The organism is Curvibacter gracilis ATCC BAA-807, assembly GCF_000518645.1.
Taxonomy (GTDB): domain Bacteria; phylum Pseudomonadota; class Gammaproteobacteria; order Burkholderiales; family Burkholderiaceae_C; genus Curvibacter; species Curvibacter gracilis.
Genome location: NZ_JADZ01000014.1, coordinates 205980 through 221164 on the forward strand (window position 1 = coordinate 205980; position 15185 = coordinate 221164).

At 65.9% G+C, this 15185-nt stretch carries 13 protein-coding genes and 1 pseudogene; 5 read left to right on the forward strand and 9 right to left on the reverse strand.

Annotated features, from left to right (window positions below):
- Positions 1-29: 29 nt before the first annotated feature.
- The 4 genes from aliA to badH form a co-directional block, all read right to left on the reverse strand.
- The gene (aliA, locus tag L880_RS0112990) at positions 30-1685 is read right to left on the reverse strand and encodes a cyclohexanecarboxylate-CoA ligase (RefSeq protein WP_027476048.1); all 1656 of its coding nucleotides are present in this window, start codon (positions 1683-1685) and stop codon (positions 30-32) included.
- A gap of 71 nt (positions 1686-1756) precedes the next feature.
- Entirely contained in the window at positions 1757-2911 is a 1155-nt protein-coding gene (gene aliB, locus L880_RS0112995) for a cyclohexanecarboxyl-CoA dehydrogenase (RefSeq protein ID WP_027476049.1), read from the reverse strand.
- 16 nt (positions 2912-2927) lie between these two features.
- Complete coding sequence (gene badI / locus L880_RS0113000; RefSeq protein WP_027476050.1) at positions 2928-3710, reverse strand: 2-ketocyclohexanecarboxyl-CoA hydrolase; 783 nt, start codon at positions 3708-3710, stop codon at positions 2928-2930.
- 40 nt (positions 3711-3750) lie between these two features.
- Positions 3751-4518 carry a 2-hydroxycyclohexanecarboxyl-CoA dehydrogenase gene (badH, locus tag L880_RS0113005; RefSeq protein ID WP_027476051.1) on the reverse strand — a complete coding sequence of 256 codons (768 nt, stop codon included), beginning with the start codon at positions 4516-4518 and terminating at the stop codon, positions 3751-3753.
- Positions 4519-4648: 130 nt separating this feature from the next.
- Here badH and L880_RS0113010 point away from each other — a divergent pair, with 130 nt between their 5' ends.
- From L880_RS0113010 to L880_RS0113025, 5 genes and pseudogenes are all read left to right on the forward strand, one after another.
- On the forward strand, positions 4649-5152 hold the full coding sequence (locus L880_RS0113010; protein WP_027476052.1) for a MarR family winged helix-turn-helix transcriptional regulator: 504 nt from the start codon (positions 4649-4651) through the stop codon (positions 5150-5152).
- A 220-nt stretch (positions 5153-5372) separates the two neighbouring features.
- Complete coding sequence (locus L880_RS0113015) at positions 5373-6356, forward strand: Tll0287-like domain-containing protein (RefSeq protein WP_027476053.1); 984 nt, start codon at positions 5373-5375, stop codon at positions 6354-6356.
- A 4-nt stretch (positions 6357-6360) separates the two neighbouring features.
- Positions 6361-8088, forward strand: coding sequence for a mechanosensitive ion channel family protein (locus L880_RS36665; RefSeq protein ID WP_027476054.1), 1728 nt, complete (start codon positions 6361-6363; stop codon positions 8086-8088).
- 199 nt (positions 8089-8287) lie between these two features.
- Positions 8288-8689: pseudogene (locus L880_RS36670) on the forward strand (methyl-accepting chemotaxis protein); the annotation flags it as partial.
- A gap of 81 nt (positions 8690-8770) precedes the next feature.
- Positions 8771-9883: a methyl-accepting chemotaxis protein gene (locus L880_RS0113025; RefSeq protein ID WP_281174766.1), complete on the forward strand. Its 1113-nt coding sequence runs from the start codon at positions 8771-8773 to the stop codon at positions 9881-9883.
- A 103-nt stretch (positions 9884-9986) separates the two neighbouring features.
- Here L880_RS0113025 and L880_RS0113030 read toward each other — a convergent pair whose 3' ends face one another.
- From L880_RS0113030 to L880_RS0113050, 5 genes are read right to left on the reverse strand one after another with little or no spacing between them, the layout of a single operon-like run.
- Positions 9987-11285: a tryptophan--tRNA ligase gene (locus L880_RS0113030; RefSeq protein ID WP_027476056.1), complete on the reverse strand. Its 1299-nt coding sequence runs from the start codon at positions 11283-11285 to the stop codon at positions 9987-9989.
- 50 nt (positions 11286-11335) lie between these two features.
- Complete coding sequence (locus L880_RS0113035; RefSeq protein ID WP_027476057.1) at positions 11336-12010, reverse strand: site-2 protease family protein; 675 nt, start codon at positions 12008-12010, stop codon at positions 11336-11338.
- 47 nt (positions 12011-12057) lie between these two features.
- Entirely contained in the window at positions 12058-12693 is a 636-nt protein-coding gene (locus tag L880_RS0113040; protein ID WP_019577478.1) for an L-threonylcarbamoyladenylate synthase, read from the reverse strand.
- 17 nt (positions 12694-12710) lie between these two features.
- Entirely contained in the window at positions 12711-13592 is an 882-nt protein-coding gene (locus L880_RS0113045; protein ID WP_019577477.1) for a DMT family transporter, read from the reverse strand.
- A 43-nt stretch (positions 13593-13635) separates the two neighbouring features.
- On the reverse strand, positions 13636-14493 hold the full coding sequence (locus tag L880_RS0113050) for a 3',5'-nucleoside bisphosphate phosphatase (protein ID WP_027476058.1): 858 nt from the start codon (positions 14491-14493) through the stop codon (positions 13636-13638).
- Between the last annotated feature and the right edge of the window lie 692 nt (positions 14494-15185).

Here is a 15185-nt window from a genome sequence, read left to right on the forward strand (position 1 = left end):
CCGTGTTGGATGCGGGGCCTGGCCCCGGGTCAGAGTTGGCCTTCGCGCAGCAGCTCGCGCAGGCGGAACTTCTGGATCTTTCCGGACGGCGTGGACGGGATCTCCTGTCGCAGCACCAGCTTTTCGGGGATGTACTGCAGCGCCACGTGCTGGCTCTTGAGGAAGTCGACGATGGCGGGCAGGTCGATGCTGTGGCCGGGGCGCGGCACGACCACGGCGCAGGCCCGTTCGCCCAGGCGCTCGTCGGGGTAGGCCACGATGCTGGCCATGGCAATCGCCGGGTGCTTGAAGAGCAGGGCTTCGATCTCGACCACCGGGATGTTCTCGCCGCCGCGGATGATCACGTCCTTGCTGCGGCCGGTGATGCGCACATAGCCTTGGGCATCGATGCGGGCCAGGTCGCCGGTGTCGAACCAGCCCTGCTCATCGGTGCCGTTGAGGTGGGGGCGCTTGAGGTAGCCGCCGAAGTTGGAGCAGGCGCGCAGCAGCAGGCGGCCGATCTGGTCGGGCGGCAGGGGCTGGCCGTCGATATCGACCACTTTGATCTCGACGCCGGGCAGCGGGCAGCCGTCGGTGTTCACCGAGCGCTCGTCCGCGTCGTCGAGCCGGGTCAGGGTGACGGCGCCGTTTTCGGTCATGCCCCAGGCCGACACGATCTTGGCGCCCAGCGATTGACGGGCCTGTTCCACCAGCGGGCCGGGGATGGGCGCGCCGGCGCACAGAAAGCTGCGCAGCGTGGGCACCGGGGTGGCGCTGTCGATCACGGCCTTGGACAGGTCGCTCAGAAAGGGGGACGAGGCCATGGTGAAGGTGCAGCCCTCGCGGTTGATCACTTCGATGGCGGTGCGTGGCTCCCAGATGTCTTGCAGCACGGCGCTGGCGCGCAGTTCGATGGGCATCATCAGGCCGTACATGAAGCCGGTCTGGTGGGCCATGGGCGAGGCCATCAGCACCACGTCATCGGCGCCCAGCTGCAGGCGCTGGGCGTAGGGGATGATGTTGGCCAGGGTGGTGTTGGCGCTGTGCATCACGCCCTTGGGCTCGCCGGTGGTGCCCGAGGTGTAGATCAGCTGGGTGATGTCGTCGGGGCCGGGGCGCGAGCGGCTCAGCACGTCGGCGGCCTCGGGGCTGCGCTCCCACTCGGGGCCGCTGAGCAGGGCCTCGAAGCTGTTGGCGCCAGCGCCATCCACGATCACCAGGTGCTTCTGGTGGGGCAGGCTGGGTTGCAGGGCGCTGTGCATGGCTTCGAAGTCGAAGCCGCGGAAGGTCTTGGGCGCGATCATGACCTTGGCCTCGCCATGCTGCAGCATGAAGCTGAGTTCGCGCTCGCGGAAGATGTGCATCAGCGGGTTCATCACCGCGCCCAGGCGTGTGCAGGCCAGGTAGGTGAGGGTGAACTGCCACCAGTTGGGCAACTGGCAGGCCACCACGTCGTTGCGGCCCACGCCCAGGCGGGCCAGGCCGACGGCGATGCGGTCGGCCATGCACGACAGCTCGCGGTAGGTGAAGCGGGTGGTCTGGGGCTGGGGCGCGCCGCCGCTGACCTGGACGGCGGTCAGGGCCAGCTTGTCCGGGCATTCGGCCACGCAGGCGGCCAGCGCGTCGTTGAGGGTGCGGTCGTGCCACAGGCCTTGGGCCACCATGGTGGCTCGCCGGGCGGGCAGCAGCAGGGCGTCGAATTCCATGTCTTGTCTCCTGGTTCTACTTGGCGGGGGCAGGGCGCCCGCGCTCTGTGGCGCAGGTCACCCCGTGGGGATCAGGCGGGCACAGCCTGGCGGCCGGCGCGGGTGCGGGCCACGATGGTCTTCATGATCTGGGCCGTGCCGTCGCCGATCTGGAAGCCCAGCACGTCGCGCAGGCGCTGCTCCATGGGGCCGCGGTCGTAGCCGCCGTGACCATGCATCAGCAGGCACTGGTGGATGGCCTCGTAGGCCAGCTTGGGTGCCCACCATTTGCACATGGCGGCCTCGGCGGTGTGGGGCTGGTGGTGGTCCTTGAGCCACAGGGTCTGCAGGCACAGCAGGCGCGCGGCGGTGACCTGGGTGTCGAAGTCGGCCAGCGGGTGCGATACGCCCTGGAAGGCCGACAGCGGTTTGCCGAAGGCCTCGCGCTGGGCCACGTAGTCCCAGGTTTCTTCGAGGGCCACGCGGGCCACAGCCAGCACCTGCAGGCCGATGAGGGCGCGCGAGAAGTCAAAGCCCTGCATGACCTGCACAAAGCCTTTGTTCTCGTCGCCCAGGCGGTGGCTGACGGGCACGCGCACATTCTCGAAGAACAGCGAGCCGCGCCCGATGGCGCGCTGGCCATGGCAGTCGAAGCGGTTGCGGGTGAGGCCGGGCACGTCGGTGGGCACCAGCAGGGCGGTGACGCCGTGGGCGCCGCTGTCCACCGCCCCGGTGCGACCGAACACCACGCAGGCATCGGCCTGGTCGGCCGCCGAGATGGAGGTCTTTTCGCCGTTGATGACGTACTCGTCACCCACGCGCTCGATGCGCAGGCGCAGGTTGGCCGCGTCCGAGCCACCGCGTGGCTCGGTCAGGGCGATGGCGAACAGGGCCTGGCCCTGGGTGAGTTTTTCCAGCCAGGGCTGGACCACCTCGGGCTGGCCGTGTTCGGCCAGGATCTGGCCGTTCAGCGAGGCCAGCAGGTTGATGTAGGACAGGCTCAGATCAGCCCGGGCGATCTCTTCGTGGATCACGCCGGCGGCCAGGCAGCCCAGGCCCTGACCGCCGAAGCGCTCGGGCAGCTCGGGCGCGATGAAGCCCATCTCGCCCATCTCACGCATCAGGGGGCGGTCGAGCACGCGGGTCTGGTCGCGCTCCAGAAAGCCGGGCGCCACGCGCCCGTTGGCAAAGCGGCGCGCGTGTTCGGCCAGCGCCTGCAGGTCTTCGTCGATGTAGGGGTTGTTCATCGCGGGGCTCCCGGGCTTATTTGGCGTACTGGCGGAAATCGGGCTTGCGCTTTTCCTGCAGGGCCTTCACCCCTTCGCGCGACTCTTCGGTGTCGTAGTACAGCTTGAGGGCGTACATGCCCATGCCGGCAATGCCGGATTGGTGGGCGGTGTCCATGTTGAAGCTGCGCTTGGCGATGGCGATGGCGGTGGGGCTGCGCTCGCAGATGGTCTCGGCCCACTCCTGCACGGTGGCGTCGAGTTGTTCGGGGGGTACGCAGACATTGGCCAGGCCCATGGCGACGGCTTCTTGGCCGGAGTAGCGCTTGTTCAGGTACCAGATCTCGCGGGCCTTCTTCTCGCCCACCACGCGGGCCAGGAAGGCGGTGCCGTAGCCGGGGTCCACCGAGCCCATCTTGGGGCCGACCTGGCCGAAGATGGCCTTGTCGGAGCAGATGGTCAGGTCGCAGATCGTGCACAACACGTTGCCGCCGCCGATGGCAAAGCCTTGCACACGGGCGATCACGGGCTTGGGCACGTCGCGGAGGGCGGTGTGCAGCTCTTCCATGGGCAGGCCGATGGTGCCGCGGCCGTCGTAGTTGCCGTCGTGGGCCGATTGGTCGCCACCGGTGCAGAAGGCCCGGTCGCCGGCGCCGGCCAGCACGATGCAGCCCACCTCGCGGTCGTAGCCGGCCTTGTTCAGGGCCTTGATGAGTTCATCGCAGGTGGTGCCGCGGAAGGCGTTCATCTTCTCGGGCCGGTTGATGGTGATCCAGGCCACGCCGTTGCGGACCTCGTACAGGATGTCTTCGAATTGCATGTGTTGCTCCAGAAAGGTGGGGGTGATGTGGGTGGGGCGCTCAGCCGTGCATGGTCAGGCCGCCGGAGACGCTGATCACCTGGCCGGTGATGAAGGCCGCGTCGTCGCTGCCGAAGAAGGCGATGGCGCCGGCCAGGTCGTCGGGCTGGCCCAGGCGGCCCAGCGGGATGGCCTTCTTGAAGGCGTCGATCAGCTTCTCGGGGTTGGCGGCGCCCTCGGCCACGCCGGCCAGCAAGGCGGTGTCGGTGGGGCCGGGGCAGACCACATTGACCGTGATCTGGTGGCGCGCGTGCTCGCGCGCCAGGGTTTTGCTCAGGGCCACCAGGCCGCCCTTGCAGGCCGCGTACACCGCCTCACCCGAGGAGCCGCCGCGGGCCGCGTCGGAGGCGATGTTGACGATGCGCCCGCCGCCGCGCGCCACCATGCCCGGCAGCACCGCGTGGTGCATGTGCAGCGCGCCTGTGAGGTTGATGGCGATCAGGCGGTCCCATTCGGCCGGTACGGTCTTGGTGAAGGGCTTGAAGATGTCCCAGCCCGCGTTGTTGACCAGCACGTCGATGGGGCCGAGCTCGGCTTCGGTGGTGGCGACGGCGGCATCGACCTCGGTGCGCGAGGTGATGTCGCAGCGCACGGCCAGGGCCACCCCCCCATCGGCCTGGATGGCTTCGGCCACCTTCTGGGCGGCTTCGAGGTTCAGGTCGAACACCGCCACCTTGGCTCCGGCGCGCGCAAAGCGCCGGCAGGTGGCACTGCCAATGCCGCCGGCGCCGCCGGTCACGATCACGGTCTTGTCTGTCAATCCTTGCATGTGTTTCTCCTGGGTGAGGGCTTTGGCCCTATGCTTTCAATGAATGTTTGCTTTTAAATATGTAAACATATGGACGTATTATGGATTCGGTCTGTTGTGGGCTGCAATCCGCTTTCAGGCTGGAATAACTATGGAAAACCCTAGTAAAAATACCGATATTGCCCGCATGGAATTGGCCAATAGGTTGTTCTTTCGGCTCTATCAATGTGCAAATATGTTGCATAAAACCGGGTCGAGGGCGGTGGAGGATGAAGGCCTGACGACGCAGCAGTGGGCGGTGCTGGGGGCCTTGTCGCGCCCGGAGGCGCAGGGCGGCATGAGCGTGGGGGATCTGGCGCGCTACCTGATGGTGAGCCGGCAGAATCTGTCAGGACTGATCAGCCGCATGGAGCGCGACGGGCATATCCAGACCGCGCCCGACGGCCGCGATCGGCGCTCGCGCCTGGTGACCATGACCGAGGTGGGGCAGCAGGTCTGGTCGGTGAAGGCCCAGCCCAAGATCCATGCCTATTACGAGCAGGCGCTGCACGACTTCTCGGTGGGGGACCTGACGCACACCCTGCACTACCTGCTCAAGCTGCTGGACAACATGCGCGCGCTCGATGGCCTGGATGCGGCGGCAGACGAATCGTGAAAACGCAGGGGCTGAATGTGACAGCTTGATGAAGAGCATGCGGGCGCCTCCATCGGTGTTGCTGGAACGCTCCATCGTCTGCAACAGCGCTTGCAGACGGCAGCGAGGCGAGGATGATCGGCGGATTCTAAGAATCAAGAACCCCTGTCGTCTTTGACGCCCCGATGGGGCCGTTGCGGCCTTGGGTGCCGCAGGCTGGCAGGGGTGCTCAGGGGGTGTCATGCGTCTGGAAACCCGCTTTGCCGGGATCATTGCCTCGTGTTTTGTCTTTGGTATCTGCACGGCCGGCTACATCTCGTACCGACTGGAGGCGCGCCAGGCTCGTGAAGAGGTCAAGCAGAAGGCCGACATGGTGCTGGAGACGGCCATGGCGGTGCGGGCCTACACCTCGGAGGAAGTGGCCGTGGCCTTGCAGGCCCTGGACGACAAGGGCAGCTTCCATGCGGCCCAGGTGCCGTCTTTTGCGGCGCAAAGTGCCATGCGCCGGCTGGCGCAGAAACTGCCCGAATACCAATACCGGGAGAGCTCGCTCAACCCCACCAACCTGAATGACCGGGCCACCGACTGGGAAGTGGGGCTGCTGCGTACCTTCCAGGCCGATCCCCAACGCACGGAGCTCAGTGGCGAACTGGGTGCAGGCCAGGACCGGCAGTACTACGTGGCGCGCCCGATCCGCATGGGCTCGCCGGCCTGCCTGTATTGCCACAGCACGCCGGAGGCGGCACCCAAGGCCATGGTGGCGCGCTACGGCGCCGGCAACGGCTTTGGCTGGCGCATGGGCGATGTGGTGGGCCTGCAGCTGGTGCGGGTGAGCACGGCGCCGGCCGAGGCCAAGGCCTTCAACAGCGTGGTGGTGACGATCGGCTCGATCACCAGTGTGTTTGTGCTGGCCGCAGCGGTGATGCTGTTGCTGTTGCGCCGCCACGTGACCAGCCCGCTGGAGGCGCTGACCCGCGTGGCCCTGGCCACCAGCCTGGACAAGCCCTTGGACAAGGCGCAGGAGGAGGTGCCCCTGCCGCCGGGGCATGGCCAGTTCGAGGAACTGCAGCGCGCGATCCAGCGCCTCAAGGCCAGCATGGACCATGCGCTGCGTCTGATCGAGCGGCGCCCGGCCGCCTCACCCGGGCCGACCGCCACTTCCGCGCCGTCGCCAGCCGTGCCTGCCGACACGGCGCCCGTGGCGGACACAGACCCTCGGAGCTGACCTCATGTGGCCCTTGATCACCCTGGCCCTGGCGGCCCTGTTGTGGCTGATGCAGGTGACGCTGGGCAGCGACCCCGAATTGTCGGGTTGGCTGGCCGAGGGCGCCTGGCTGAAGCCGTTGGCCATGGGCTTCAGCGCACTGGCGCTCGGGCTGGTGCTGCGCCGTCTGCTGGTGCACCTGCTGCGCGGCAGCCATCGCTTTCGCGTGGGTTCGGGCTCGGATCTGCTGCAGTCGGTGCTGTCGATGCTGCTGTTCGGCGTGCTGGCGCTGGTGTTCATGGGCTGGGGCCTGGGGCAGGATCTGGGCCGTCTGCTGGCCACGTCGGCGCTGCTGTCGGCCATTGTGGGCTTGGCACTGCAGCCGCTGTTGGGGCACTTGTTTGCCGGGGTGTCGATCGAAGTCGAGCGGCGACTCAAGGTGGGTGACTATGTGCGTCGCGACGAGCTGGAGGGGCAGATCGTGTCGCTGGGTTGGCGTTCGGTCACGCTGCGCACCGATCGGGGCTCGCTGGTGGTGATGCCCAACAGTGATTTCACCAGCCGGTCACTGGAGCTGGTGCCACGCGAGCAGCCCTACCGGCATCTGGTGCCGTTGCAGGTGAGCAGTGAGTGGCCGCCCGGCCAGGTGATGCGCATCGTGATGCAGGTGCTGGGCAGTGACCTGCCCGGCATCTGCAGCCACCCCGCACCCAGCGTGGTGCTGATGTCAAACGACCCCGGCAGCGGCACCTTGCGCTACGGGGCGCGTTTTTACACCACGCGCTTTCTGGACCGGGGCGCGCTGTCCTCGGCCTTTCTGGAGCGCTTCTGGTACGCCATGTCGCGCGAGGGGCTGGCTTTCGAGACGCCACCCCCGTGGGCTCTGTGGCCACCTCAGGGCGAGGCCGCGCCTGCCAGCGACAAGGCCTCGGTGGCTTCAGAGGCGACGGGGCAAGCGCCTGGTGGCACGCCTGCCCGGGTGGTGCCTCCGGTGCCCGTCGGGGCGCGCACCACGGGGCGCCGTGGCCAAGGGGCCGCCCTGGATGCCGGGCGCATCGGCGGCCTGCATTCCTTGAGTGCGCAGGGCCGCGAGGCATTGCTGCAGGCCGGGCGGCTGCAGCACTTTGGCCGGGATGAGCGCTGTGGCGGGCCCGATTTCATGCTCTTGCTGCAAGGGCGCCTGCGCGAGGTCCGCCCCTGGAGGGACGGGGGCGCCACCGAAGACGCCCAGGCCGAGTTGGAGGCCTTGCTGAAGGCGCTGGCTGAGCAGCCTGAGCCGGAGGCTGCGGTCTGCCGACTGGAGACGGCGGTAATGCACCAACTGGTTCAGCAAGGCAGCCTGGTGCTGGGGCCGGTGGCGCAGCGCCTGTGTGCCCGCCTGGGGGCGCTGACCGAAGATCCCTGGCTGGCCTGGCAGGCGCTGGCGCATTCGGTGGAGGAGCCTCAGGCCCGGGCGGCCTTGCTGCAGCAGGCGCCTGCAGAGCGCACACGCACCCTGCACCCCGGCGCCTGGCTGGTATCCGGGGCGGTGCTGGGTTTGACCGGCGACGCCCGTGACTGCCAGGCCAGCCAGGGCTGCACCTTGATGACCTGGCCGCCACAGGTGTTGCACGCCGTGTTGCAGGGCCTGCCGCAGGCCGACCAATGGGCGGTGGGCGAATTGTTGGCCTGGCGCGCTGTCGGTGCCGATGGCCTGAGCGCCAGGTTGTGGGCGCACTGGTTGGTATCGCCCTTGCCACTTCGGGCGGTTTGAGCGACTGGCTGGGCTTGGAAACCTAGGGTTGTCCCGGAGGGTGTGGCATGAGTGGCACTTTTTGGGACACTGGCGGTGTTTTCCGCTCGTATGATGAACATCCGGCATGGCAAGGCGCCCCCCTTTAGGCCCCAGGGTGGCTTGTGGATGGCGGTGAATCTCATCAGCCTTGGAGACCATTTTGGCTTTTCTGGACAACTTGAAGATCAGCACCCGCCTGGCTTTGGCCTTCGGGTATGTGGTGGCCCTGGCGGCGGCCATCGTGTTGGTGGGCGTGAGCCGCCTGGGTGAGGTGGACCGCAGTTACCAGGCCGTGGGCAAGCTCAGCCGCGTCGAGCGTGACGCCCTGAACGGCATTGTGCAGGGCACCGAGGCTGCGGCGCGCAGCGCGCTGGTGATGGCCCAGGTGGACAGCGACAAGTCCAAAGTGGCTCAATCTGCGCAGCAACTGGAAGCGCAGTTGAAAGTCGCAACGGATGCCTCCCGCGAGTTGGGCGCCATGGACCTGCCGACTGCCGAGAAAGACCTGGCCCGTCGCCTGGGTGAAAGCGCGGTGCGCGCCCAGACTGCCGTGCGTGCCGTGGCGGCCCAACTGGCGCAGGGCGACCACGACGGCGGCGTGCGCAAACTGCTGGGTGAGGTGTTGCCGGCCCTGGACGGTCTGCGCGAATTGGGGGTGCAGATGGCCGATGTGCAGCGCCAGCGCCTGGACCAGAGCGTTGAGCAGGTGGACAGCGAGATCGTGGCCACCCGCTATTGGATGCTGGCGATCGGTCTACTGGCCGCCATCGTGGCCACGGTGGCGGTGTGGTCCTTGCGACGCAGCATTGTGAAGCCTTTGAACGATGCCTTGCTGATCGCGGAGACCGTGGCTTCGGGTGACCTGAGCCAGGAGTTTTCAACCGAACTGGGCGGCGATTTCGGGCGCTTGCTGGGGTCTTTGGGCACCATGGAGGACACGCTGACCGATCTGGTGAGCCGCATCAAGCAGTCGACGGACTCGATCGCGCTGGCCTCGCACGACATCGACTCCGGCAACTCGGACCTGTCGCGCCGCACCGAAGACCAGGCGGCCTCTCTGGAGGAGACCGCGGCCAGCATGGAAGAGCTGACCTCGACCGTGCGGCAGAACGCCGAGCGGGCCCGATCGGCCAGCAGCCTGGCGGTGAACGCGTCGGGCATCGCTCAGCGTGGTGGCCAGGTGGTGGACCAGGTGGTGAAGACCATGGACGCCATCAGCGGCAGCTCGAAAAAGATCGTGGACATCATCCAGGTGATCGAAGGCATTGCCTTCCAGACCAACATCCTCGCGCTGAATGCTGCTGTTGAAGCGGCCCGTGCCGGTGAGCAGGGGCGGGGTTTTGCCGTGGTGGCCAGCGAGGTGCGATCACTGGCGCAGCGCAGTGCCGTGGCGGCACGCGAGATCAAGTCGCTGATCGGTGACTCGGTGGAGCAGGTGCAAAGCGGTGCCGATCTGGTGGGCCAGGCGGGTAACACGATGGCGGAGATTGTCTCCGCCGTGGGTCAGGTGACTGGCTTGTTGGCGGAGATCTCGGGCGCGCTCAACGAGCAGAGCACCGGCATCGAACACGTGAACCAGGCCGTGGCGCACATGGACTCGGTGACCCAGCAGAACGCGGCGCTGGTGCAGCAGGCGGCCCAGGCTGCGGCTTCGCTGTCGAGCCAGGCGGCGCAGTTGCAGGCGGTGGTGGGTGAGTTCAAGCTGGATGCCGATGACGCGCCGGCAGTGCCCGCTCTGGGCCATGCCCAACAGCCTCGCCTGAGCGCGGCCTGAAGACCGCACTTTCGCCGTCAGACATTGAAAAAGCGGCCGCCCTTGGCAGGGACGGCCGCTTTTTTCATGGGCAACTGCTCGCTGCAGCAGATGCCGTAGCCGCTCAGGCGGCTTCTGCCAGCGATTGCAGGGCGGCAATGATCTGGGCGGTGCTCACGCCATCGGCTGCAGCCCACTGGCCTTGCAGGGCGTTCAGCGTGGCTTCGGGGCTTTGCTTGAGTTGCGCAATGGCCTGGCCCGCGGCCTTGGGGGCTTCAAAGCCGGTGCTTTGCAGCAGCAGCTTGCCCTGGCCGTCTTGCAGCTTGAAGTAGAAGCGGCCGTCGTTTTCGCGGTATTGCTTGAAGCTGGGCAGGCTCACCTTCTCGGCCTGTGCGGCGCGGGCCGGGCTGGCGCTGCTGCCCAGGCGGCGCAGGCCCACGGCCTGGCGCAGGTCGGCGATCAAGGCCGTGGACAGCTTGCGGGCCTTGGCGGCGCCGGCCTGCAGAATGTCTTCCAGTCGCTCGGGGTGGGCGATCAGGTCTTCGTAGGTGGCGCGCATGGGGGCCACTTCACGGGTCACGCGCTCCCACAGCAGTTGCTTGGCATCGCCCCAGGCAATGCCGTCGGCATAGGCCTGGCGCAGGGTCTGGGTTTCTTCGGCGCTGGCAAAGGCCTGGTAGATCTGGAACAGGGCCGAGCCTTCCACCTCTTTGGGCTCACCGGGGGCGCGTGAGTCGGTCAGGATGCCGGCAATCAGTTTGCGCATCTGCTCGGGCGGGGTGAACAACGGGATGGTGTTGTCGTAGCTCTTGCTCATCTTGCGGCCGTCGAGGCCGGGCAAGGTGGCAACCGATTCTTCGATCAAGGCCTCGGGCAGGACCAGGTGCTCGCCATAGAGGTGGTTGAAGCGCTGGGCCATGTCGCGCGCCATCTCGATGTGCTGGATCTGGTCGCGGCCCACGGGCACCTGGTGCGCCTTGAACATGAGGATGTCGGCGCCCATGAGCACGGGGTACATGAACAGGCCGGCGTTGACGTCGGCATCGGGGTCCACACCGGCCGCTTCGTTGCGGTCAACCGCCGCCTTGTAGGCGTGGGCGCGGTTGAGCAGGCCTTTGCCGGTGACGCAGGTCAGCAGCCAGGTCAGCTCGGGGATCTCGGGGATGTCGGATTGGCGGTAGAAGGTGACGCGTTCAGGGTCCAGGCCCGCGGCCACCCAGGTGGCGGCGATTTCGAGCGTGGAGCGCTGGATGCGGGCCGGATCGTCACATTTGATGAGCGCGTGGTAATCGGCCAGGAAGTAGAAGCTTTCGACGCCCGGTTGGCGGCTGGCTTCGATGGCCGGGCGAATCGCCCCCACATAGTTGCCGAGGTGAGGGGTGCCGGTGGTGGTGATGCCGGTCAGGACGCGCTTGATGCTCATGGCGGAAACAGTTCGGTTGCAGTCAACAAAAAACAGGAAGGGGGCAGGCGTCAGCGGAACAGGGCGGAGGCGGGGCCGACCACCAGGGTTTCGATCACCCCGTAGCCGAGCGCCATCAGGGGGCGCAGCCAGACAGAGCCGACCACACCGGCCACCACCAGGCCCATCACGATGAAGAAGCCCCAGGGTTCGACCCGGGCCAGCCACTGGGCTTGCTTCCAGGGCAGCAGGCCGACCAGGATCCGGCCGCCATCGAGCGGGGGCAGCGGAAACAGGTTGAAGGCCCACATCACCAGATTGACCAGCACCCCGGCGCGGGCCATCTCGAGGAAGAAGCGTTCATGGATGCCGGTACCCGCCAGCAGCACCAGCACCAGGGCCCAGATCATGGCCTGGGCGAAGTTGGCTGCCGGCCCGGCCAGTGCCACCCAGATCATGTCGCGCTTGGGGTTGCGCAGGTGGCTGAAGTTGACGGGTACAGGCTTGGCGTAGCCGAACAGGAAAGCACCCGAGGTGGCAAAGTACAACAGCAAGGGCATCACGATGGTGCCCATGGGATCGATGTGCCGGGTGGGGTTGAGCGAGATGCGCCCCATCATCGCCGCGGTGTTGTCACCGAAATACCGGGCCGCATAGCCATGCGCTGCTTCGTGCAGCGTGATGGCGAACAGCACCGGCAGTGCGTAGATCAGAACGGTCTGGATGAGGTCGGAAAAGGAGTTCACGGCGTCATTGTCTCAGACGCGCCGAGGTGCGGCGCGGGGCAAATGGGTCACAGACCCAGAGCGGCCAGGGACCCGCGCCCCTCGCGAATCACCACGGGCTCGTCGCCCTGGTCGATGGGGGTGAGGTCGACCACGGTGGTGGGCTCGTGCGGGCAGGCACCGGCATCCACCACGGCGGCCAGGGCCTTCTCGTAGCGGCTGCGGATCTCGGCGGCATCGTTCAGGGGTTCGGATTCGCCCGCAGGGATCAGCGTGGTGGCCAGCAGCGGAGCACCATGCAGCTCCAGCAGTGCCTGCAGGGCCTTGTGTTCGGGCACCCGCAGGCCGATGGTCTTGCGCTGGGGGTGGCTGACACGGCGTGGCACCTCTTTGGTGGCTTCCAGGATGAAGGTGTAAGCGCCTGGCGTGGCCGCCTTGAGCAGACGGTACTGCTTGTTGTCCACCTTGGCGTAGCTGGCCAGTTCGCTCAGGTCACGGCACAGCAGGGTCAGGTGGTGTTTGTCGTCGACCTGGCGGATGCGGCGCATCTGCTCGGTGGCGTTGCGGTCATCCAGCTGGCACACCAGGGCATAGCTGGAGTCGGTGGGCACAGCGATCACCTCACCGGCCTGCAACAGGGCCACAGCTTGCTTGAGCAGGCGGGGTTGGGGGTTGTCGGGGTGAACTTCGAAGAATTGAGCCATGGTGTTTCTCTGGGTGCTCAGACCTGGTCGGCTTGGCGTGAGGGAATGTGCCCTTCACGCAGCGTGAGCCAGGCGCCGGCGGCACCGGACAGGGCGATCAAGGCGATGCCCGTGAGCGACCAGGTGTCCGGCAGGTGGGAAAAAATCAACCAACCGCCCAGCATGGCAAAGCCGATCTGGGCGTAAAGGTAGGGGGTGAGGATGGCCGCAGGGGTTCGGCTGTAGCCCAGGATCAGCATGAAGTGGCCCACGCAACCCATCAGACCCATCAGCAACATGCCTGCCCAGGCTTGCCAGGGCAGGTTGGCCGCCCAGACAAAAGGCAGCATCAAGGAGGACAGCAAGGTGCCGACCCAGCCCGTGTAGAAGTGCATGGTCAGCGGATCTTCAGTCCTGGCCAGGCGACTGGTGACGATCTGAAAGGCCGCATTCGTGCTCACCAGCCCCAGAGGCAGCAGAACGGCCCAGCCACTGCTGCTGGCGCCGCTGGGGCGGATGATCAGCAGCGTGCCCGCAAAACCCATCAGCACGAGCAGCCACCGCAGCACCGATACCTTTTCGTGCAACACGATGGCTGCCAGCACGGTGATCACCAACGGAGCAATCATGACGATGGCGGTGAATTCGCCCACGGGCATGTGTTTCAGACTGAAAAAGGCGAACATGCTGCTGCCCATCAGCAGCAGTCCTCGCAAGAGCTGGAACTTGGGGTTGGCCGTCTTCAGCAAGGCCTTGCCCCGGGCCGGCAGGGCGACCAGGGTGGTGGCGACGGCCTGCGAGGCATAGCGAACCCACAAGGCCATCATCAAGGGCACGGAGGCGCTGATGAATTTGGTGGTGGTGTCCAGCGTGGCAAAGCAGGCCGTGGCCGCGATGGCCAGTCCGATGCCCGCCAGCATGCCGCGGGGCGTGTATCCCGAAGCCAGACTCACGATGTCGCTCTCACTGGATCCGATCGGCAAGCAGTTCCCAGACCGGCGTCAACTTGCCCGGTAGGTAGGGCAAGGCGCCCAGGTCGGTATGGGATTCATCCGGGCTGTGGAAATCGCTGCCGCGAGAGGCGGCCAGACCAAACTCAATGGCCATGTCGGCATAGGTCAGGTACTCTGAGGTGGAGTGACTGCCTGTCACGACTTCGACGCCCTGCCCGCCATGGGCCTTGAACTCGGAGAACAGCGCGTACTGTTCGTTGGCCGTGAAGCGGTACCGCCCCGGGTGGGCAATCACAGCCACCCCGCCACCGTCGGTGATCCATTGAATCGCTTGCTGCAAGTTGGCCCAGCGATGGGGCACGTAACCAGGCTTCCCCTCGGTGAGAAAGCGCCGGAACACCTCACCGGTGTCTTTGCAAACCCCTGATTCGACCAGAAACCGGGCGAAATGCGTGCGTGAAATCAACTCGGGATTGCCCACGAATCGCAGTGCCCCCTCGTAGGCATCCGCGATGCCCACTTTGGCCAACTGATCGGCCATCTCCCTGGCGCGTTGGCCGCGTCCCCCTCGGGTCTGGTGCAGCCCATCGGTCATCCGTGTGTCTGTCGCATCGAAACCCAGACCCACGATGTGGACCGTCTCCCCGGCGAAGGTCACGGAGATCTCGACGCCTGTCAGGTAGCGCAGCCCCAACTCGCGCGCGGCAGCCGCCGCACGCAACTGGCCACCCACTTCGTCGTGATCCGTCAGGGCCCAGAGTTCAACGCCATTGGCCTTGGCTCTCGCAGCCAGGGCTTCTGGGGTCAGGGTGCCGTCTGAAACAACGGAATGGCAGTGCAGGTCTGCGTTGAGGATAGAAGTAGTCACAGGCCCATTTTAGGGGGCGCGCGCCTTTTGTCGCCGGCCCTTGTGGCCGGAGGGGCTTGGCGCTCATGCGTTGCAGGTGAATGCCGCACTGCGACTCTGGCTGCGAGCGCTTTCTGGTTGCGGTGTTTGCTGCTCTCTATATATATAGAGGCCGTGACCCCACACCTCAGGGCAAGCAGCAGGCTGAAGTGGGCTTGGCAGCACTGTGTGAATCCTCTGCGCTCCACGTGAGACGATTTGATATTTAATAACCAAGAAAGTAACTTGGTTATTAATGAATTCTGCGCCGCTTCATCTTTCCGTCGCGTTTCCCTGTGTATACTAGCGGGCTCGGCTGCACAGAACAGTGCTCTACGGGTGTTGGGGGTGAGAAGCCTCTGGTGCCTGGTTGGGGTGGTGGTTGTGAGTGGTTTGAGAAGTTTTCTGGTTTTGAGTTTGCTGCTGTAAAAAGCGATGTATAATTCGAGGCTCTGCAGAAAGCGGTGCTGCCAGGTTGGTGGTGTTGCTGAAGCAGAAAAGAAAAAAAGTTTTGCCAGTTACTTAAAAACTGTGCTAAGATAGAGGGCTTCGCTGATCGCAGCGAAGTTTGCGAAAAGAAGAGATTCTGAGTAGTTGGATCCTTAAAAATATACAGCCGATAAGCGTGGGTGTTTGAAGGTGATTGCCAAGTTCTTTGGAACTAGTGCTTAGCA

Coding starts and splice junctions, on each gene's coding strand:
- badH (WP_027476051.1), bottom strand. CDS start 4,518: ATGCAAGGATTGACAGACAAGACCGTGATCGTGACCGGCGGCGCCGGC.
- L880_RS0113025 (WP_281174766.1), top strand. CDS start 8,771: ATGGCCGATGTGCAGCGCCAGCGCCTGGACCAGAGCGTTGAGCAGGTG.
- L880_RS0113030 (WP_027476056.1), bottom strand. CDS start 11,285: ATGAGCATCAAGCGCGTCCTGACCGGCATCACCACCACCGGCACCCCT.
- aliA (WP_027476048.1), bottom strand. CDS start 1,685: ATGGAATTCGACGCCCTGCTGCTGCCCGCCCGGCGAGCCACCATGGTG.
- L880_RS0113015 (WP_027476053.1), top strand. CDS start 5,373: ATGCGTCTGGAAACCCGCTTTGCCGGGATCATTGCCTCGTGTTTTGTC.
- aliB (WP_027476049.1), bottom strand. CDS start 2,911: ATGAACAACCCCTACATCGACGAAGACCTGCAGGCGCTGGCCGAACAC.
- L880_RS0113040 (WP_019577478.1), bottom strand. CDS start 12,693: ATGGCTCAATTCTTCGAAGTTCACCCCGACAACCCCCAACCCCGCCTG.
- L880_RS36665 (WP_027476054.1), top strand. CDS start 6,361: ATGTGGCCCTTGATCACCCTGGCCCTGGCGGCCCTGTTGTGGCTGATG.
- badI (WP_027476050.1), bottom strand. CDS start 3,710: ATGCAATTCGAAGACATCCTGTACGAGGTCCGCAACGGCGTGGCCTGG.
- L880_RS0113045 (WP_019577477.1), bottom strand. CDS start 13,592: ATGCTGGCGGGCATCGGACTGGCCATCGCGGCCACGGCCTGCTTTGCC.
- L880_RS0113010 (WP_027476052.1), top strand. CDS start 4,649: ATGGAAAACCCTAGTAAAAATACCGATATTGCCCGCATGGAATTGGCC.